18 protein-coding genes and 2 tRNA genes are annotated in these 19,823 nt (G+C 43.8%); 4 read left to right on the plus strand and 16 right to left on the minus strand.

Translation table 11 applies throughout. From position 1 onward, the window contains the following. Nucleotides 1-171 precede the first annotated feature (171 nt). The 7 genes from CEQ75_RS15400 to CEQ75_RS15430 form a co-directional block, all read right to left on the minus strand. Nucleotides 172-2,043, minus strand: a complete 1,872-nt coding sequence (locus tag CEQ75_RS15400) for a nucleoside-diphosphate sugar epimerase/dehydratase (RefSeq protein ID WP_089611980.1) — start codon at nt 2,041-2,043, stop codon at nt 172-174. Between the two features lie 392 nt (nt 2,044-2,435). Continuing rightward, a complete protein-coding gene (galE, locus tag CEQ75_RS15405) occupies nt 2,436-3,440 on the minus strand; it encodes a UDP-glucose 4-epimerase GalE (protein ID WP_089611981.1) in 1,005 nt (334 codons plus the stop codon). A gap of 80 nt (nt 3,441-3,520) precedes the next feature. Then, a tRNA-Val gene (locus CEQ75_RS15410) sits at nt 3,521-3,597 on the minus strand. A 129-nt stretch (nt 3,598-3,726) separates the two neighbouring features. Then, nucleotides 3,727-4,416 (minus strand): methionine synthase family protein, encoded by a 690-nt coding sequence (locus tag CEQ75_RS15415; RefSeq protein ID WP_089611982.1) that lies wholly within the window; start codon nt 4,414-4,416, stop codon nt 3,727-3,729. A 166-nt stretch (nt 4,417-4,582) separates the two neighbouring features. Beyond that, nucleotides 4,583-5,161 (minus strand): 5'-deoxynucleotidase, encoded by a 579-nt coding sequence (yfbR, locus tag CEQ75_RS15420; RefSeq protein ID WP_089611983.1) that lies wholly within the window; start codon nt 5,159-5,161, stop codon nt 4,583-4,585. Between the two features lie 11 nt (nt 5,162-5,172). Next, complete coding sequence (locus CEQ75_RS15425) at nt 5,173-6,102, minus strand: GerMN domain-containing protein (RefSeq protein ID WP_089611984.1); 930 nt, start codon at nt 6,100-6,102, stop codon at nt 5,173-5,175. A gap of 158 nt (nt 6,103-6,260) precedes the next feature. Continuing rightward, nucleotides 6,261-7,910, minus strand: a complete 1,650-nt coding sequence (locus CEQ75_RS15430) for an N-acetylmuramoyl-L-alanine amidase (RefSeq protein WP_089611985.1) — start codon at nt 7,908-7,910, stop codon at nt 6,261-6,263. A gap of 583 nt (nt 7,911-8,493) precedes the next feature. On the opposite strand from CEQ75_RS15430, the gene asd reads away from it, so the two are divergent. Further along, entirely contained in the window at nt 8,494-9,582 is a 1,089-nt protein-coding gene (asd, locus tag CEQ75_RS15435; RefSeq protein WP_242965258.1) for an aspartate-semialdehyde dehydrogenase, read from the plus strand. 795 nt (nt 9,583-10,377) lie between these two features. On the opposite strand, the gene radC is transcribed toward asd, so the two are convergent. Further along, nucleotides 10,378-11,073: a RadC family protein gene (radC, locus tag CEQ75_RS15440; RefSeq protein ID WP_089611987.1), complete on the minus strand. Its 696-nt coding sequence runs from the start codon at nt 11,071-11,073 to the stop codon at nt 10,378-10,380. Nucleotides 11,074-11,180: 107 nt separating this feature from the next. Beyond that, nucleotides 11,181-11,675 (minus strand): rubrerythrin family protein, encoded by a 495-nt coding sequence (locus CEQ75_RS15445; protein ID WP_089611988.1) that lies wholly within the window; start codon nt 11,673-11,675, stop codon nt 11,181-11,183. Nucleotides 11,676-11,997: 322 nt separating this feature from the next. Between CEQ75_RS15445 and CEQ75_RS15450 the strand changes: the two genes are divergently transcribed. From CEQ75_RS15450 to CEQ75_RS15465, 3 genes are all read left to right on the plus strand, one after another. After that, nucleotides 11,998-12,474, plus strand: coding sequence for a DUF456 domain-containing protein (locus CEQ75_RS15450; protein ID WP_089611989.1), 477 nt, complete (start codon nt 11,998-12,000; stop codon nt 12,472-12,474). Between the two features lie 73 nt (nt 12,475-12,547). Continuing rightward, entirely contained in the window at nt 12,548-12,760 is a 213-nt protein-coding gene (locus CEQ75_RS15455; protein WP_089611990.1) for a DUF5652 family protein, read from the plus strand. A gap of 546 nt (nt 12,761-13,306) precedes the next feature. After that, nucleotides 13,307-13,392, plus strand: a tRNA-Leu gene (locus CEQ75_RS15465). A gap of 170 nt (nt 13,393-13,562) precedes the next feature. Here the strand turns inward: CEQ75_RS15465 and CEQ75_RS15470 are convergent. The 7 genes from CEQ75_RS15470 to CEQ75_RS15500 all read right to left on the minus strand — a co-directional run bounded on the left by CEQ75_RS15470 (nt 13,563) and on the right by CEQ75_RS15500 (nt 19,813). After that, entirely contained in the window at nt 13,563-15,038 is a 1,476-nt protein-coding gene (locus tag CEQ75_RS15470) for a tyrosine-type recombinase/integrase (protein WP_089611992.1), read from the minus strand. 103 nt (nt 15,039-15,141) lie between these two features. Continuing rightward, nucleotides 15,142-15,363 carry a helix-turn-helix domain-containing protein gene (locus CEQ75_RS15475; protein ID WP_420838518.1) on the minus strand — a complete coding sequence of 74 codons (222 nt, stop codon included), beginning with the start codon at nt 15,361-15,363 and terminating at the stop codon, nt 15,142-15,144. Between the two features lie 590 nt (nt 15,364-15,953). Further along, nucleotides 15,954-16,151, minus strand: a complete 198-nt coding sequence (locus tag CEQ75_RS15480; RefSeq protein WP_089611993.1) for a helix-turn-helix domain-containing protein — start codon at nt 16,149-16,151, stop codon at nt 15,954-15,956. Between the two features lie 77 nt (nt 16,152-16,228). Beyond that, a complete protein-coding gene (locus CEQ75_RS15485) occupies nt 16,229-16,636 on the minus strand; it encodes a sigma-70 RNA polymerase sigma factor region 4 domain-containing protein (protein ID WP_089611994.1) in 408 nt (135 codons plus the stop codon). A gap of 373 nt (nt 16,637-17,009) precedes the next feature. Beyond that, nucleotides 17,010-18,002, minus strand: a complete 993-nt coding sequence (locus tag CEQ75_RS15490; RefSeq protein ID WP_338031971.1) for an NAD(P)H-dependent glycerol-3-phosphate dehydrogenase — start codon at nt 18,000-18,002, stop codon at nt 17,010-17,012. Nucleotides 18,003-18,174: 172 nt separating this feature from the next. Continuing rightward, on the minus strand, nt 18,175-18,816 hold the full coding sequence (gene pgsA / locus CEQ75_RS15495) for a CDP-diacylglycerol--glycerol-3-phosphate 3-phosphatidyltransferase (RefSeq protein WP_338031973.1): 642 nt from the start codon (nt 18,814-18,816) through the stop codon (nt 18,175-18,177). 217 nt (nt 18,817-19,033) lie between these two features. Then, nucleotides 19,034-19,813 carry a putative ABC transporter permease gene (locus CEQ75_RS15500; RefSeq protein WP_242965260.1) on the minus strand — a complete coding sequence of 260 codons (780 nt, stop codon included), beginning with the start codon at nt 19,811-19,813 and terminating at the stop codon, nt 19,034-19,036. Nucleotides 19,814-19,823 lie beyond the last annotated feature (10 nt).

A 19,823-nucleotide genomic window follows, 5' to 3' on the forward strand; every position in this document is an offset into this window, starting at 1 on the left:
GAATTTCCTCTAAAAACGGTTGGTTAGTTGGTCAGTTGGTCGGTCGGTTGGGCAGAATTCTGGGAATAAAAAAGACGAGGCTGGTGCCAACCCCGTCCCTGAAAACTTCCTTAAGACTTCTCTGAAAACTTCTCTGAAAACCTCTTCTATTAACTTACCTCTAACTTACCTCTAACTTACCTCATTGGCTGTAATCGGTGCCTCTATTGTGTGGCTTCTGAATGATGGCAGAAATTCCTGAATCATGTGCTGTGTTTCATTTTCATTCTCCGGCAAATTGCCCCGCATAATGCGGCCGATGATCTTCTCCTCAATCAGTTCAGACATGATTTCGCCTCTTTTGGCCACAAAGATTCTTTTATGGGTCGTGGCGGTGACGCCTTCTTCAGCTGTCAGGAGCTCTTCGTATAGTTTTTCCCCGGGACGAGTCCCCGTCACTTTTATTTCAATATCTTTGCCCGGTCTAAACCCGGACAGTTCAATCAGGCTATAGGCCAGATCCATGATCCGGACCGGCTCGCCCATATCCAGGATAAAAATTTCCCCGCCTTTTGCCATCGATCCCGCTTGGATCACCAATTGTACCGCTTCGGGAATGGTCATAAAATATCTCACCATCTCTTGATGGGTCACCGTCACCGGACCGCCGTTGGCAATCTGTTTCTTGAACAGAGGAATCACACTACCCTTGCTGCCTAATACATTGCCAAAGCGCACCGCAACATAACTGGTTTCGCTGATGGTGTCCAGATATTGGATCACCATTTCCCCCAGCCGCTTGGTGGCGCCCATGATACTGGTGGGATTTACCGCCTTATCGGTAGAAATAAAGACAAATTTTTTGGCATGGAACATATCGGCGGCCTGGGCCACATTGTAGGTACCCAGAACATTATTTTTGATGGCGTCTTCCGGATTGTACTCCATCATGGGCACATGCTTGTGAGCCGCGGCATGAAAGACAATCTGGGGACGATATTTCATAAAGGTGTTGATTAAGGCTTTGCGATCCCGCACATTCTTAACCATGGGCACGATTTTTAAATGGGGAAAGCTTTTTTTCAGCTCCATGTCAATTTCATAGACGTTGTTCTCACAGGAATCAAATATCAATAAAGTCTTCGGCTGATAATGAGCCACCTGGCGGCACAGCTCGGAACCGATGGATCCGCCTCCGCCGGTGATTAACACCACCTGATCTTTCAGGTAAGCGGTAATATCATCCATATTAACCTGCACCGGTTCCCGGCCTAATAAATCTTCTACTTCCACATCCCGGATCTGGCTGACCTTTACCTTGCCGTCGATTAGATCATAGACGCCGGGCAAGATTTTCACTTTTACCCCGGCATTTTTGCAAATACCTAAAATTTCTTTTTTGACCTGGATATCTGCGGAGGGCATGGCAATAATCACTTCATCCACCTGATGCTTTTTGACTAAGTGTGGGATATCCTCTCTTCCTCCCAAAACGCTGATTTCCTGAATGATCATATTTTTTTTGCAGTGATCATCATCCACAAAACCAACAATCTCAACGCTGCCATTATAATGACTTTTCAATTCCTTCGCCACCAGCACCCCGGCATCCCCGGCGCCGCAGATCATAACTTTTTTATCGGCACTTTTTTTCTTGCCGCCCAGATGATTATCACGAATCAATCTCCAGGTAATGCGGGATCCCCCGATAAATACGATGCGCAGAATGAAGTCCAAAAGATATACTGATCGGGGCAAAGGAAAGGTAGAACCGCTGTAAAGATAAGCTAAAAGAACCGTTAATATACTCCCCAATGTCACGCCCCGAATCACCGCCATAAGTTCTCCGATACTGGCATATTCCCAGGCACGGCGGTATAGCCCAAAGGCAAAAAATAAAACCATCATGATAATGGTAGAAAAGGGGGCAATTTGCCAATATGTATTGATATAATTCCCAGGGATCTGTCCGTCAAAGCGGATTAATAATGCGAAAAACAGACTTAAGTGGAGCAGGATGGCATCAACCGCCATCAGCACAAGAGAACGCCAGCTGTAGAACATTTTAAAAGACTCCTTTAAAAGTGATTTTGATGATTTTAAAATTTAAGGAATTCAGGAATTTAGGAATTTAGGAATTTAGGAATTTAGGAATTTAAAAAAGGCCAACTTAAAAATATATGCTAAAATGTTCCACATAGAACACCAGATTATATATTCTTCATTTGTTCCTAATTTCCTGCTAATTCCTTGCTAATTTTTCACTTTTTTAGTAAATCTTCTCGACAATAATCGACATTAAAATCTGATGCGCTGATTAGACAAACAGCAAGGACCGGGTTTCCAAAAAACCCGGTCCTAAAAATATAACAGACTTGATCCGATTTAATAAACTTAATCAAACCTAATAAACTTAATCAAACCTAATCAAACTTCATGTTTTCAATTAGATTTGATTAGATTTGATCAGACTTTACAGAAAAATACCAGGCGTCCCGGCACATGGCTTCCAGATCCAATTCCGCCTTCCAGCCCAGCTCCCTTTCTGCTTTGCCCGGATCGGCGTAGCAGGCTGCAATATCACCCGGGCGCCGTTTTCCCACGCGATAAGGAACTTTTTGGCCGGTGCTTTTCTCGAAGGCGGTGATCATTTCCAAAACACTGGTTCCTTTGCCGGTGCCCAGGTTATAAGTAAAGATCCCCGATCCCAGGGCTAGTTTTTCTAAGGCTTTGATGTGCCCAATGCTTAGATCCACCACATGAATATAATCACGGATACCGGTACCGTCCCGGGTCTCGTAATCATCGCCGAAGACATTCAACTGGGGCAGCTCTCCCTTTGCCGCCTTTACGATATACGGCATCAGGTTATTGGGAATCCCTTTAGGGTTTTCACCGATAAGGCCGCTTTTGTGGGCGCCCACGGGATTAAAGTAGCGGAGCAGAGCAATCCGCCATGTTTGGTCTGATATAAATAAATCTCCCAGGATGTTTTCAATCATCAGCTTGGAGCTGCCGTAAGGATTGGTGGCGGACAAAGGAAAATCCTCGGTAATGGGCAGGCGGGATGGATTGCCATAGACCGTAGCCGAAGAACTGAAAACGATGCTTTTACAGCCATAGCGGGCCATGGTTTTGCATAAGACCAAGGTGGACAGAATATTGTTATGGTAATATTTCAAGGGTTCCTGCACAGACTCACCCACGGCTTTAAAGCCCGCAAAATGAATCACGCCATCAATATGATGGGCTTGAAAGATCTCATCCAGCATTGATTGATCCGTCACATCTCCCTGATAAAAGGAAAAATCACGGTTGGTAATGGTTTTAATTCCCCTAAGGGCTGACGGCGCGGAGTTAGAGAAATTGTCGATGACCACAAGATCATATCCAGCCTGAAGCAGCTCCGCCGAGGTATGACTGCCAATATATCCGGCGCCCCCTGTCACTAGTATTTTCATGAATTTCCCCCATTTGATGATAATTTTTAATGATCAAAAAATAAATCCCAAGGGTTGCCCTTGGGATCATCTGCAAACTTTGGTGGGGCTAACGGGATTCGAACCTGTGACCTCTTGCATGTCAAGCAAGCACTCTAACCAACTGAGCTATAGCCCCATATTTAATTATCCATCAGGGATACAACAAATATAATAAATCAGTACCCGAAAATTGTCAAGTGAAATGTTTTAGAATGCACCCTAATCATCCTTTGATAGATGACCAGGGTGCATTTCAGCATGTTTTTTAGTCTTTTTTCAGGTATTTCTCTTTGTAGAGATCCTTATCAAAAGGGGCTTTGCGCCCGGGGCAGTTGTCTTCCCTGGAACAAAGCTGGCAATTATAAAAGGTGCCTTCCTTCGGAAAACGTATGCCGGACTCGGTTTTGATGGGGCTCATCAGGAAACTTGACTTTAATTCAACGCCGATTAATCCTTGGACATCGCCTAAAAGCTGAAATAAGGGTTCCTGTTCAGTGAGGGGCCATTCCGGAAGGGAACCGGGATTCATATTAGCCGCATGACCTAAATTAAATTCTTCATCGATGCGGGCATAACTTTTCTCCAGGGCGGAACGGAGAACGGCTTCCATCACGCCATCCGCAATATAATTATCAAAGGTATCAGGATAACCTTGGGCCCAATCTGCCAATTCTGTGCCGCAGGTTACCACAAAAGGAACGGCTTTAAAGGTGTCCTCCATATTGACACGTAAGATGCGGCTGGAGAATCGGATGCCTTCGATAACTACAAAGTCATCTCCCTTGTCATCTACGAAAGCCAGTTTATAGGCAATTTTCGGCTTGCCGATCTTCAAGGCCTCGTCAATCAGCTGATCCACCTTTCCGATGTAGGAGCTGTCAGGTTTGATGTGCAATCGTGCTAAAAGATCTTCCCGGTCAATTGCACAAGGAATTTGATAAACTTTAGTATCCATGGTTCGTTATACTCCCCCAATCATTAATTTGCTCTTGACTGTATTATGACACAATGGTTTCTTTTTAACAACAAATTTTCCGGAATATATTTGTTTCAATTCAAATCAATTCCAATTCAACTCAATCCCAATTTGATTCAGTTCCAATTCAATCAGTTCAGTTCAATCAGTTCAGTTCATCTAATGTCAGACTGTAACTGGGGAGAAAATGTTTCATAAAGTAGGCTGCTTCCGGTAAGTCCAATCGATCCAGTTCTACTTTGATAGTTTTTAATGCCTTTGAGAACTCCTGATTGCCGCCCTTTAATTCCTCAACGCATTTAAGATATGCGGATATCTTATCGGCGGCCTTGACGAGACGCCAATTTTGCCAATCCTCCTGCTGCACAAATAACAGGTTTTCATAATCGTCCTGCAAATCCCGGGGCAGCATATTGATCAGCTTTTTTTTGGCCACCTTTTCAATTTTGTGGTAGGCGTTCTCAATTTCCGGGTTGAAGTATTTAATGGGAGTAGCCAGATCACCGGTAATCACCTCGCTGACCTCATGAAATACCGCCAGAGCCATCACCCTCTCCGGATCGACCTGACCCCGGAAAAAGCGGTTTTTAATTATGGCCAAAGCATGGGCAATCATGGCCACTTCCAGGCTATGCTCCTGAATATTTTCTGAGCGGGTGTTACGCATAAGTCCCCATCGTTGAATGAATTTCATCCTGGACAGGTAGGCAAAAAAATGATGCATACGCTATTCTCCTACTCAATCATCTCTTCATTGCGTTCCACCGGTTCGTCCAGCACGATGTGTTCGATGGCCAGGGGGCTTTGATCCACGGTGATTTTTACTTTGTTAATAAAATCAAACTCAGTGACGGTATTGACAATGGAGTTGATGGTCATGGATTCTCCGGCTGCGCCGCCCCAGTGATTAGTGTGCATTTCTTCGGAGAAATCAACATGGAGCAAGCCCTGGTCGATGGTGACGGATTGGACCTTGACACCTTCCGGAATAGTGGCAAACACATTATTGCCTTTGGGACCGGCAATGAGAGCGTTCAACACATTTTTAATAAACTCTACCTGATCTTTCTGGGGTGAGCCGGGTACCATTCTCTTTTCTCCTACCACCTTATCAGCATTTTGATTGCCGAAATAAAGGGTTACTTCCGTTTCATCCTGATTTCCTGTTTGTCCGTCCGGTTCCGTGGGGAAAGTAGTCATAAAGCCCCGGGGATTGCCGCTTGGTCCGATCAGCTCTTCCCCTTGCACCAGGATTTTGACTCTTTCAATTCCTTCAAACTGGGTCATGGTATTGACCACCGAACCGACGGCCATGATCTCGGCCATACTCCCGGCAAAGGTATTAAACTCTTTACTGAGATCCACAATCAAATCAGATCCCTCTTTGGTGGTACCAAGAACCTTGGTATTTTGATCAATATTGACCATATATGCCTGATTCTCCGGACCCTGGATCAATGCTTCCAACGCAACCTGATATTTGTCCTGCTCCGGGGTGTAACTGATTTCCCGTGCTTCGGAAACCATCTTTTCATTCTGGGCATCCCCGTAAAATAATTGGATCGTTTCTTTGGTTGTTTCATCTGCCGGGGGATTATTGCCGCATCCGGGCAATGCCAGGAGCAGCAGCAAAAAAATCATACCTAGTATGCTTATTTTCTTCATTTTGATTCTGAACCTCCCATGGTTTGTTAAATGGAAAAAGGAAGCAAGGGTACGGTTCTTTTGCTTCCTTTTTAGTTTGATCTCAATTTTAGTTTGATCTCAATCATTCCAATCAAACCTATTATACCCCATTAATTACGATTTAATTATTGTTTCGATTATTGATTTAAAAAGAAATTCTCGATTCCCTGGGCAATCCCCTCGGCTAGGGTTTGCCGGAAATCATCATCAGCCAGTAATTTTTCTTCCGTGGGATTGGAAATAAAAGCTGTTTCCACTAAAATGGAAGGAACATCGGTATATTTCAATACGGCAAAGGAAGCCTGTAAGACTCCGATATTCTTTCTTTGAGCTGCATCCACCAAGGATTGCTGCACAGATTGAGCCAGTTTTTTACGCACCTCAGCTTGTCCCGCCACACCGGCATAATAGTATGTAGAGGTTCCGTTAATCGAGCTTTTGGTATTGGCGTTGGCATGGATGGAAACAAAGATATCCGCTCCATTCTTATTCGCCACATCCGCCCGTCCGCCCAAGGTGAGCCTGGTGTCTCCGGTTCGGGTCATCAATACATTAACACCTTTGCTTTCCAAAATATCCCGCACCTTTTTGGTAATGGATAAAACAACATCCCGTTCATAGAGATTGGAAGGCCCCACCGCCCCGGAATCTGACCATCCGCCCGGTTGGATACTGCCATGACCGGCATCCAGAACTACGGTCTTACCCGTGATCGTAGGTTTGGAAATCTGAAAAGTCTTCTCGCGGTCCTTATTTGTAATCAAAGTAAGTCCCGCAGGTCCTGAAACATCTACGACGATGCGCACTTTGTCAGCTGCAAATTGAGCTAAACGCACGCCCTGCACCCGATCGGTGCTGACATCAAATCTCTGCTCATTTTCTTCACCGAAATTTCCCAGGGCAGCATCGGAGAAGTCGATCACCAGGCGCTTCGGGTTGTCCAAAGCAAAGGAGGTGTATTTAAGCTTGTCATCACCGGAAACTGTGATGAACACCTCACCGTTCTCCACATCCACATCCACATCGTCGATATGAACAAGATTGACCGGTTTTTCCGGCTCAACTTTTACCGGGTTCCTGCTCTCTTCCGGCTCCGGACTTCGGGAAGCCAGATCGCTGCTGCCGCGCAAGGTTAGCAGCCAGCCTGCCACCCAGCCGTCAGCGGCACTGTCCAGGGCGATTTGATACCAATCGTTTTTTACGGCCAGGATCTGAAAGGAATCTCCTTTGTTTACTTTTTTGATCACACCATATTCGGTGCCTGGACCCTTCCTGACATTGACATTATCTTCCGCAATGAGAGCTACCTGGGTTCTGACTGAAGAATTTCCGGTAACGTCTTTCGTGACCACATTAACGGTATTGCTTGAGCTGTTATAATCCACCTTGATACCCAAATTTTCCAGTACAAAACGAATCGGGACCATGGTTCTGCCGCTTCGCGCCACTGCAACGGTATCCATCTGCACTCTCTGACCGTTGACCAGGGCATCCTTGCTGCCGATGGTCAGCGAGATCAAATTAGTGCCGCCTGTGAAAACCACCTGCTTGGTATTTTCATTCCAAGAAAAACTGTAGCCCAATTCCTCTCCGATAAACCGCAAAGGAACGATAGTACGGTTTTGGCCGTCAATATAGGGAGATACATCCGATTGTTTGGCCACACCGTCCACTTTGATGTTGACCTTTTTTTCTGCGGCAAAAGCGTTAAAGCCAAGCATAACTGTTGCCAAACAGAACGTTAAAAGGATGATGCAAATTTTCTTCGGGAACCAATTTAATTTCAAGACATCAACTCCTCACTGTTTTCCTCCACTCGTCAACTTGTTTGCTTGTTCTTAGTTTTCACCCACTTTCAGTAACTGATTTCACCATAAAATTACATAAACATCTAACATCAACTACTAATTAGACGTTTCAAGTGCACATTTTGTTTCAACCTTCGACAATAATATAAAAATAAATTTCTGACATAAGTCATCTTGACGATAAATAGCTTTTTACATATTTTTTCGTTATTTATTTTATTTATTTTATTTATTTTATTTATTTTATTTATTTTATTTTATTTCCCTTATTCTATTTTATCGGATTTTGTCCGGGGAATCAATCCTTGTCCTTTGTCATATAAATATTTTATCATATTTTATCATATACATAGAAATTGACAGCAATTGGCAGCATCAGCACTTTACATCTTCCATCCCATAAGATATAATGTTTTGCAATGTTTATTTTATATAATAAATTGTGATAATATCATGATAATATCACAATTTATCATATTCATTATTAAATGATCTTTTTAGGAAATGATTTGAAATGATTTGAAATGATTGGGAGACATTATTTTGTATGGAGGTGTCTTTTGTGGATAAAAGATTGAAGGTAGGAATATTAGGCGGTACGGGTTTTGTTGGGCAGCGGCTGGCCCTATTGCTCAAGGATCATCCTTATTTCAGAATTGCGGTCATTGCCGCCAGTGAAAATTCGGCAGGTAAAACCTATCGGGAGGCTGTAGCCGGAAGGTGGAAAATGACCCAGGACATTCCTCAAGCTGTACTGGATATGGTAGTAAAAAACATCAATCAGGTTGACGAAATCAGCCGGGAAGTTGATTTTGTCTTTTGTGCGGTGGATATGCCCAAAGATCAGATTAAAGCAATCGAAGAACAATATGCGAAAGCAGAAACCCCGGTGGTTTCCAATAATTCCGCCCATCGGCATACACCGGATGTGCCCATGATTATGCCGGAAATTAACCCTCAGCACCTGGGGATTATTGCCAAACAGAAAGAAAGACTGGGCACCAAAAACGGCTTTATTGTGGTAAAACCAAATTGTTCGATCCAAAGCTACGTTCCGGCCATTCATCCTTTGATGGCTTTTAAACCGACGAAAATTCTTGCCAGCACTTATCAGGCAATCAGCGGAGCGGGAAAAACCTTTGCCGATTGGCCCGAAATGTGTGATAACGTGATTCCCTTTATCAGCGGCGAAGAAAGCAAAAGTGAGAATGAGCCCTTAAAAATATGGGGCAGTATTGAGGGCAATGTGATTAAGGATAACCAGGAGATGGTGATCACCTCACAGTGTATCCGGGTGCCTGTTTCTGAAGGTCATTTGGCCACCGTCTTTATTTCTTTTGAGCAAAAGCCGGATCGGGAAACCATCCTGGAACTGTGGAGAAATTTCCAGGGATTACCTCAGATTTTAAATCTCCCCAGTGCCCCTCAGCCGTTTTTAACCTATTTTGAAGAAGATAACAGACCGCAAACCAAATTAGATCGGGATCTGGGAAACGGTATGGGCGTCTCCATCGGCCGGTTAAGGGAAGATTCTTTGTTTGATTACAAATTTGTCTGCCTCTCCCATAACACCTTGCGGGGGGCTGCCGGCGGTTCCGTTTTAAATGCCGAATTATTAACGGCCCAGGATTACCTTAAAGCAAAAAACTAAAAGTACAAGGAAGTGCAAGGGGATGGTTCTTTTGCTTCCTGTGTGTATGAAAACAAAACTAAAAGTGATTAAGAGTATGAAAAGAGCCTGATAAGATACAAAGTGTATTTTGTTGTTACAAAGTTGAAAATTTTGACTCAAATGCCTGGTTCTATTGCCTTTCCATAGTGTCAGATGGTACAATCAAATTGCGTTGAACAACCAACTTTGTTCTCCATTGAACAGTCCCCTTACTATTTGATAATTTTTTTCTTTCGAGCCGCACTGAGGTGCGGTATTTTTTTATGTGCTTTCATGTTATTTCATGTTATTTCATGTTATTTCATGTTATTTCATTTTCTTTCATGTGCTTTCATGTGCTTTCTGAAAGTGCAAATCCATCATTTTCCTGACATATTTTTTTGAAGAAAAGAGATAATATGTTTTAGATACCCGGGAAAAAGGGCGGGTGAAAAATCATGGGAGACAATATTCCTGACTATAAACTAACCTTGAGTAATCCAGGTAAGCAGGTAGGGCAAGACAAAAGGAATAACTGGGCGGCAAATTCTGTGCTCTATTTTTAGAGACTGAAGTGCACCTCATGAATTGGAACATGCTCTCGGATGATCCTCGATCCTGGTTCCACGAGATTAAACATCTTTTGGAATAGCAGGGAAATAATCAGACCCCGGGTATTGAAAAAAAGGATGACCATTGAATAATGGTTATCCTTTTATTTTTTACTTATGATTTTTTGTGATTTGTGTGATTTGTGTGATTTTTGATTACATTCACTATTTCTTTTGCAATTACTTACAGAATGCCTTTTTCCGCAAAACTGGTGAAATTTTCTCCAGCAGCAATAATATGATCCACTACCTGAATGGAGATAGATTTTAGCGCCGCGGTAATATTTTGGGTTACCTCAATATCCTGTTTGGAAGGATTAGAGGAACCTCCCGGATGATTATGGGCCAGGATGACGCTATGGGCTTTATGACGCAGTGCAGTTTCCACGATAATTCTCGGATAGACAGGAGCTTGATTAATAGTGCCCTCATGGGCTAAAGCAGGAAAAATGACACGGCACTGGGCATCCAGACAGATCACATAAAATACCTCATAATTTTTGCCGGCACATAAAGAAGTGACATATTCCCCTGCTTTTGTGGTACTGTTTAAAAGAGGACGTTCCCCCCACCGGTCCTTCATATATCTTCTCGTAACAGAGGGAATCAGTGAAAGCAACGCAGCACTATGCTCCCCTATTCCATCATTAGTGGCCAAATCACTGGGATCTGCTTCGAAAACTCCGGACAGGGAACCATACCTTTTGATCAGCTGGTGAGCAAGCTCATTGGTGTCTTTTAGGGGAACGGAGAAAAAGAGCAAAAGCTCCAGCACTTGATGATCATCAAAAGCATCCAGGCCTTCAACAAGGAATCTGTTCTTTACTCTTTTCCTATGCTCCTTATGGCTGTTTTCCTTATGGCTGTTTTGCACATTCATATGGAACCTCGGCGAAATAATTTTACGAAGATAATAATCTTATTTATTCTTTGATCAGGGGAAAAGTCCTTTATTTTGTCACTGCATTTTTTATATAATTAACATTATTAATATTTTATGAACTTCGACCCGGGAACACCGCAAATCCCGCATTTCTCCGGAACGCTCTTTTCGATGTTGCCGCAAATGGGGCAGAGATAGTAGAATACTTCTTCTTCCTGATCAATGTTATCCAATGCATCCTGATAGAGTCCGGCATGAACCTGTTCTGCTTTCATGGCATAGGTAAAGATTCGGATGGCGTCTTTTTGCCCTTCTTCCTCCGCTTCTTTGATAAAGCCGGGATACATGCTTTCATATTCATAAGTTTCACCAAGCTTGCCGTCTTTAAGGTTTTCGGCAGTGGAATTAATTTTCCCCGCTATCTCAAATTCCTTCAGGGCATGGAGGGTTTCCGCATCGGCAGCTGCCCGAAACAATTTGGCAGCATTCTTTTTTCCTTCTGCTTCGGCTTTTTTGGCAAAGGCCAAGTATTTCCGATTCGCCTGGGATTCTCCGGAAAAAGCATCCATTAAATTTTTCAAGGTTTTTTCGTTGCTCATAAAATAAATCCTCCCTTATTTTTCAATTCAAAATTTCAATTCCTGATTTCAAGTCATGATTTCAAGTTCTGGTCAAACCTTATTCAACTTTTTATTTTTATATTTTTATATTTTTATTTATTGAATAAAGATTGCAAACATAAACAGGAATCATTCTTACATAGCTCTACCTATAAATATACCACAAAATACTCTTTTTAGACATAAATTTGGCAACTTTTTTTCTTTTGAATTAAAGAATGCTGCATGTTTATTGTTCCGTTTTTGTGTGAAATATGCCATAATAGACGTAAGCACCGGTTGTAAGAGGGGGGAGTTTTAGGTGGATGTTGCATTAGTGGTGGCGGTGATCTTCTTTGTCGCCGGTCTCCTGGGAACCGTCTTGCCTGTCTTGCCGGGCGCCATCCTTATTTTCGCGGGCATGCTGATTTATGGATTCATGACCCGGTTCGCCGCCTTGGATGTCCCTTTCTTTATTCTGCAAGGATTAATTGTTATCATCATTTTTTTAGTGGATTATATTGCTTCAGCTGCCGGTACCAAACGATACGGAGGCAGCAAACAGGCTGCTTGGGGTTCAGTGATCGGCACCATCCTTGGTGTGATCATTTTGGGGCCGATCGGAATTATCATCGGGCCTTTCGTTGGAGCCGTAGTAGTGGAATTGATCCGCGGCATTAAAATGATCCCGGCCGTTCGTGCCGGATTTGGCACCATTATGGGCATCCTGGGAGGCACCTTGATAAAAATCGGCGCCGAAATCATCATGATTGTTTACTTCTTTATGCGCATTTCCTGAACGAATCCTTCTCTGGGCAAAGAGTTGATCTGTTTTTATAATCATAATCATCAATGAAAAGGAGGACTTTTAAATGAATGAATTGGTACAATTTTTCCAAGCCAACCCTGCTTTGCTCTATGTGTTAGTAACCTGGTCGCTCATATGGAAGGGCATCGCCTTATGGCATGCGGCCCGCAACCGGCAACTACCCTGGTATCTTGTGCTCTTAGTTGTCAATACGGTGGGCATTCTGGAAATACTCTACCTTATTTTCTTCCGAAAAAAGGACTATTGGAACTTCTAGTGCGGAAGTGCAGGGACGGTTCTTTGTTTCATTGCTAAGCTTTATATTTTAATTAGGGAAATTCCTGGATTTCCTGAATTCTTACGAAAGGCTAAGCTCTTTCGAGGAGTTGTTTGGGCGGCTGATTGCCGCCCTTTATAATGATACGGAAATTATATTCATGCGATTCCACTCATGATTTCGTTTTTGTCAATCAAAGAAACCAATTAATGCCCAATACGCCTGCTTGCTACAAATCGGGCATATGTCTACCGCTAAAAAATTTTCCGGAAACCCTTGCAAAATATTTTCTAAAAGGGTATAATAAATCTTGCTTGATTACACATCAACTCATCAACACCATATGCCGAAGTGATGGAATTGGCAGACGTGCTGGACTCAAAATCCAGTGCGTGAAAGCCCCTTTTCGACCGGTCGGCGGCTCTCAAACCCGCATGGTTGCTGGGTTCTTGATAATTGAATAGTCTCTATGGTTTTTAATATCCCTCCACCATATCCCTCCAAATTCCAAAAGCGGATTATGGAGAGGGAAATTGAAATAAACTTGCCGATGTGGCGGAATTGGCAGACGCACCGCACTCAAAATGCGGCGGATAACCTCCATGCCGGTTCGACTCCGGCCATCGGCACCAGAAACAAGCGCTCTTAAAGCCGCGATACAAGCGGATTTGAGGGCTTTTTTCTTTTCTGGCGACACCTTCTGTTTGCCGCCCGGCATACCGTCACATGAACCATTTTAGCGCATATTTGCAGTTCTCTCATCGCCCTATTTACCTGGCATTCCGCCCGCTTTGGAGGGATGTCAGGAGGGATATACGCCGATGATGGCGTTGGCCGAAGCGACCTTGGAGCTGAAATCCAGGTGGGTGTAAATGTTCGAGGTGGTGGAAATATCGCTGTGTCCCAACCACTCCTGGATCTCCTTCAGGCTGACACCGTTGGCGTACAACAAACTGGCGCAGCTATGTCTTAGGTCATGAAAACGAATTTTTTTTAAGCCGTGATTTTTCAGCGTGAGCGCGAAATTCTGGGTGATATATCCAGGCTTGACCCGCTCTCCCAATTCGTTCACGTAGATGTAGTCAAGATACTCCCGGCAATAGTCTTTCCCGCATATTTGTTGATTGCGCTCCTGCTCTTCCTTCAGCCACCGGAGAAGCTTTTCAAAGGGCTCTACCAGCGGCAGGGTGCGGTGGCTGGACTTGGTTTTGGCGCGGTCCTTTTCCACGATGATGGCTTTTCCGTCCACCCTTACCTCGGTTACAGTGTGCTTGATAGTCAGCGTCTTTTTTCCAAAGTCAATCGCGTCCCATTTCAACCCGACGATTTCACTGCGGCGCAAGCCATAAAACGCGCCCAGGATAACGGCCAACTCTATCGGCTTGTTTTTCACGACGGCGAACAAGGCTTCCAGTTCCCCGGCATCGTAAATGCTACCCACGAATTTTGCGGTTTTGGGCCGCTCGATCCGGTCGGCGGGGTTAAAGGCGATCAGGCCCACCTTGTAAGCGTACTGCAACGCCTTGCGAATGTTGGCGTGGCGGTGGATCACCGTGCAGGCGCTTACGCCTTTCTCGTTCAGCTCGTACTGATAATAGTCCTGGATGTGCTTGGGCGTTACATCCTTCAGCGTAAGCTTGAAGTCCTTAAAATAAGGAATAATACAACTCTTGATGCACATAGCGTAAGAGGCGTAGGTGGTCATTTCCACATTGTGTTTGATCATCTCCAGCCATTCAAGCAGGAAGTCGGTAAACAGTATTCGCACTTCGCCGGAGATCGGGTTTACTTGGTCGGCCGGATTGTCCCGGATCAGCTCAAGCTCCACGGCATAGTCCAAGGCTTCCTTGATGACCTCGTGATATTGGAGCAGGGCGGTTTTTATAGCGTTTTTTTCTGTTCTCTCATACTGATAGTAGCCTTCGATGTCCCCCGGCTTTATTTTCGCCACCGTCACGGCGGTATCCTTAAAATAAGGGATAACGAAGGTTTTGGCGTCGTATGCGTAGATGGCGTAGGTGTCGGCCTCTACTCTGTTGATAACTTCCTGCAGCCATTTTTTCAGGAAGTCTGCAAACAAGGCGTTTTTATCACTCATTGCCGTGTCGGGATTAAACTCTTGCCTGGTTTTCCAAAGCAGCGTTTCGGCGCGTTTTTTATTCCCCTTGACGGTAAGTCCCGTGCTGACGGACTTGGTTTGGCGTTTTCCGTCCATATCCTTATAGGTGAGGATCATCTGGAAATAGCCGTTTTTTTCTCGCAGGTGTCCTGTTACCATGAATTTTTGCCTCCTTTAAATCAGTAACAGTCCATATTCACCTACCATTGACGGCTTTAGTGTAGCAGGCTGCAAAATATCTTGCAAAGGTGCGAACGATGTTTTACGCATCGGATTCCTGCACGACCGCCAGGTATTCGAAAATATGAAGCTTGGGGATTTTATACGTCCTGCCTATCTTAAAATGCTTGATCTGATTTTGCCGCAAAAGGCGGTATCCGGTTTTCGTGCTGATACCGCCAAGCATTTCACACATTTGCTCCACACTGACCACGTCCGGGTATTCCCGAAAAATCAGCTTATATGCTTCATTGTTTTTCAGCAAGGTATCAGCCCCTTTCTTTCAAAATAGAAATGCAGGCAACAGGGGCGCGCCCATGATTGGGTATTCATACAGCTTGCACCAAGGTGCGCACCCCTGACCTGCATTTTCTGTTTCAGTTTTATCGTTATGGACTTATCCGGCGGACGGCGGCTGACCATCCTCATAGGAATTTCACCTCCCCCCATACTGACGGGCCATCCCCATTGCCTGCGACGGTTTTATCACGCTCGGACTGTGGCTGGACGGAAGTATCATTATCCCTCCGTATGTGTCACCTTAAATGCAACCGACATTTATTGATTGCACGGTATTGATCGCTCGCACCTTACCTTCATCCAATCCATAACGGCATGGATACTTCGGTTGTGATCCGACTGATGCCGGACAGGTGGTCTTGGCGTACCTGCAATCTGGCTTCCCTTTTCAGGGCATACGGGGAATGTGCCGGAAAGACACCTATTCACTTATCAAAGACCGCAAGGGGGAAGCTTTCTTGCCCTCTCGCCCTATACATTGAAAAAGCCTTGTAAAAATACAGGGCAAAAAACAAGGCTTACAGAATCTTTTTCTGCAAGCCTTATAGTTGTTTATTAGTCAAACCGCTTTAGGTCAAAGTTGTGTACCGCCAATATGAATTCCAACGTCAAATGCTGCCTGCAATCCTCGTCCAGTTTCCCAAACAGGCAGGATCTTTTGATAATCAACGGCTCAAACTGTCGGATGAGGCTTTCCATCGCACGATCGTTACCATTCTGGGCCGCTTCAATTAAATCCAGTATTTCCGGCATGCCCTTTCCTCCTTTCCGTAAAAGTGGTAAGCTTTCACGGAAAGGGGGGGGCACGGATTAGAAAGAAGATGGCTGGTTCATATCTGAAACCGATTTCTCAGCTTCTTTAGAATCCGGTTTTTCCGCTCAGTGATGCTCTGTTGCGTCACACCGAAAATGAGGGAAAGCTGATAGTCGGTTTTATTCTCGTAATATTTTATGTAGAGCAGTTGTTTGTCCTTTGAATTGAGGGTACTGATAACCGCAGAAAGGATTTCATTTTCGATGTATTCATCCAGCTTGTCCCCATCGAAAACAGAAATATTGATATCTATGTCTGCTTCGGCGCATAAGTTGCTTTCCTCCACTTCCTCCAAGGGAATAGTTCTGCTGAAATGCTTGTATTGGGCGCGGAAATATCCCTGTGACGAACGAGTTATGACAATTTTAATGTAGGCGCAAAACGCTTTTTCTACAGCCTTATAGGTTTCAGCACTCCTTTTCATAGAACTTCCTCTCCTCTCGCTCTATACATTAAAATGAGAAGGATGAAATACAGGGTTTTGGAAAAATAATTTTTTAATGCTGTCTTTTTTCGATATTACGGCTTCCTTTTAATAACAAAAGCTGTTGTTTTTCCTTCGTATCCAGCAAAAAGCGACAATGAACAGGCGTAGGCTGCAAGGTTTTCCTTGCAGCCTACGCCTGTTCGACATAACACTCCATATCATGCAATTATTCGGTTATCTGGCATAAAAGCTAATTGTAGTCCTGCAAGGACACAGAATTTACCTCCAATTAATTAGCTACTTTATAATTCAACAGTGAGGTTTTTACACCAGCACATCCGAGAAACACGTCAAAGCTTGATCCACTTGGCTAAGAAGGTGGATTCATCACAATTTTTTCGACCTCATGCGTGCGTTGACGTAGCATCAGATCCATAACCGCTTCTTTGGTATCTTTTTTATTAAAGAGGACATTGTATGTTTCCTCGCAGATAGGCATCGCGACCTGATAAACATCCTTCATGCGATAAGCTGCCTGGGTAGCCCTCACACCTTCCACAACCATACCCATCCGCTCCAGGACTACATCCAGGGGAACCCCTTGTCCAATCTGGATACCGGCACGATGATTACGGCTGTGCATGCTGGTGCAAGTTACGATTAAGTCACCCACACCCGTCAGTCCTGCAAAGGTCAGCGGGTTCGCTCCGACCGCCACACCTAAACGGGCGATTTCCGCCAAACCCCTAGTGATCAGTGCCGCTTTTGAATTATCACCATAGCCCAGACCTTCCGTGATTCCGACAGCCAAGGCGATGATATTTTTCAAAGCTGCACCCAATTCGATTCCCACCAGGTCAGGGTTTGTATAGACCCGAAAAAGCGGAGACATAAAGAGATCTTGTACTTTTTCAGCTACTTGGCGAGTTTTAGCGCCCACCACTACAGCTGTGGGGACGCCACGTCCGACTTCTTCGGCATGACTGGGTCCGGATAAGACAGAAATATGAGTGTTTTTACCGCTGAGTTCTTCTTCAATCACCTGAGACAAGCGCAGTAAGGTCTCCGTTTCAATCCCCTTGGCTACGTTGATAACGATACAGCCAGGCTCTAAAAAACCGGCAATTTTATGCGTTACTTCCCGTACGATATGAGAGGGCACAGCCAGTACAACATTTTTTGCTCCGGCAAGGGCTTTCTCCAGATCGTTGGACACTTCTACTTCCTGCGGCAAAATAACGCCGGGAAGGAAACGGGGATTCTGCCTACTTTCTGCTACCTCATTGATTCCATCCTCTACTCTTCCCCAGAGAGTTACTTTTTTTTGTTGGATGCCAATGAATATGATAAAGCCGTACCCCAACTACCGGCCCCGACAATCGTTGTTTTTGTCACCAGAATCACTCCTCGCTTTGCGGCGCATGCCGGCCGTGTCACCTAGATAACATGGCCGCATCAAGCATCTCTATGGCGATGTAATAGGCTCTGCTCAGACTAGATGGGTATGGATTATTCTACATAAAATATTAGGTAGGTTATAAATTTTCGCCTTTTCTTGTACAGTAGCTGTATATCAATAAACGCCCTATGTTCAGCTTTCCTTTTGCTTTAGTACTGAATATTGGGCTGTTTTTCATGCTTGAACTTTTTTGCTGAAGTAATGTTTGATTTTTTAGAATATATTCAATTCCTGAATACAAGGTCATGCCTACAGCAAGCCAAAGCAAATAATCTCCAATAGGTAAATCGGTAAAAATTGAAAAAGGCCAATTGCGCAACAAAATAACCGACAGGGCCAACATTTGCAGTACTGTTTTGATTTTCCCCGATCTTTCTGCAACAATGATTATTCCTTTCGTAGCCGCAATAGATCTTAAGCTGGTAACAACCAATTCTCGCGCCAGAATTACTATGGCAAGCCATCCCGCAATACTGCCTAGTTGCACTAAACAAATCAAAGCTGATGTAATCAAAAGCTTATCAGCCAGGGGATCGATTATCTTGCCGAAATCCGTAATGAGATGGTACTTTCTTGCTAAATATCCATCCAGAGCATCTGTAATAGAAGCTACAACAAAGAGGATTCCTGATATGTAATAGTACTCTTTTGTTAAAAAAATAATAAAAACTGGTATTAATATCACTCTTAATATTGTCAATTTGTTTGGTAAGTTCATGCTATCTTCCCTTGGGCGTATAGCCCCTCGTTCGTTTAAGAATGACTTTTGTACAAAATGAAACAGAAAAAAGGTACTTCGATCGTAAATAGGCAATCAGACCTCTTCTGCCTGTATGCGAGATAGTGTTTTTAACAGAAAGGCATAAAACTACGTTCCAAGCAATCAATCTTCCTAATTTTTCATGGTTCTAAAGCACATCTATAAACGCAGTTTTCTAATTCCTGCTATCAGAGCCTAACAAAATGCTTTTAAGCTTTTGCCATGCATCATCGTAGTTGATGGATCGCAAGCCTGGGAACGCCTTAATAATTCTTATACTCTGAAACCGACTTAGACTAATTAAAGCTTTAATACGTTCGTTATAAAATTCACTTTCTTCAAATTTGTTCATAATAGACTCTTTAAGTTCTCCGGCCTGTTGTGCGTACTGCTTCAAAAATTGGTTTATTGCCAACTGCATCTTTTTCAGTCTGCTGTTCAGAACCAGAAGATGACGCACAGTTATATACAAATCCAGTATGAGAAAAATAAAAATAACGATTGACAAAACAATCTGCCACCAGGCAGGTAGTTGGCCAATCAGACCTCCGGCAAATGGATGAATATACTTGATAAGCAGCACCGCGAGAACACCAAAAACTACGGCCCCTATAAGACAGACACGTCCTTGGATATTGAACCGGTAATTAGAATAATCCCACCATTTCGCATCAAACAGCTTTTCAAGCAAAACCGCGGTAATATATTCAATCGTACAAGCTATAAGCATGCCGGCAAAAAACAGAATAATAAGATTGTCTGTTCTCATATCCAAAATAAATATGCAAGCTAACGCTCCAAAGCCATATACCGGACATAACGGGCCATTTAAAAATCCACGATTTACAAGGCTTCGTTCACTTATTGAGCAAATTGCGGATTCATAGGCCCATCCCAAAAAGCTGTATGCAATAAACCATAAAAAGGATTTTGATAAAATAAGCAATTGATTCATCCTCTTTTAT

It is taken from the genome of Dehalobacterium formicoaceticum (assembly GCF_002224645.1).
GTDB classification, from domain to species: domain Bacteria; phylum Bacillota; class Dehalobacteriia; order Dehalobacteriales; family Dehalobacteriaceae; genus Dehalobacterium; species Dehalobacterium formicoaceticum.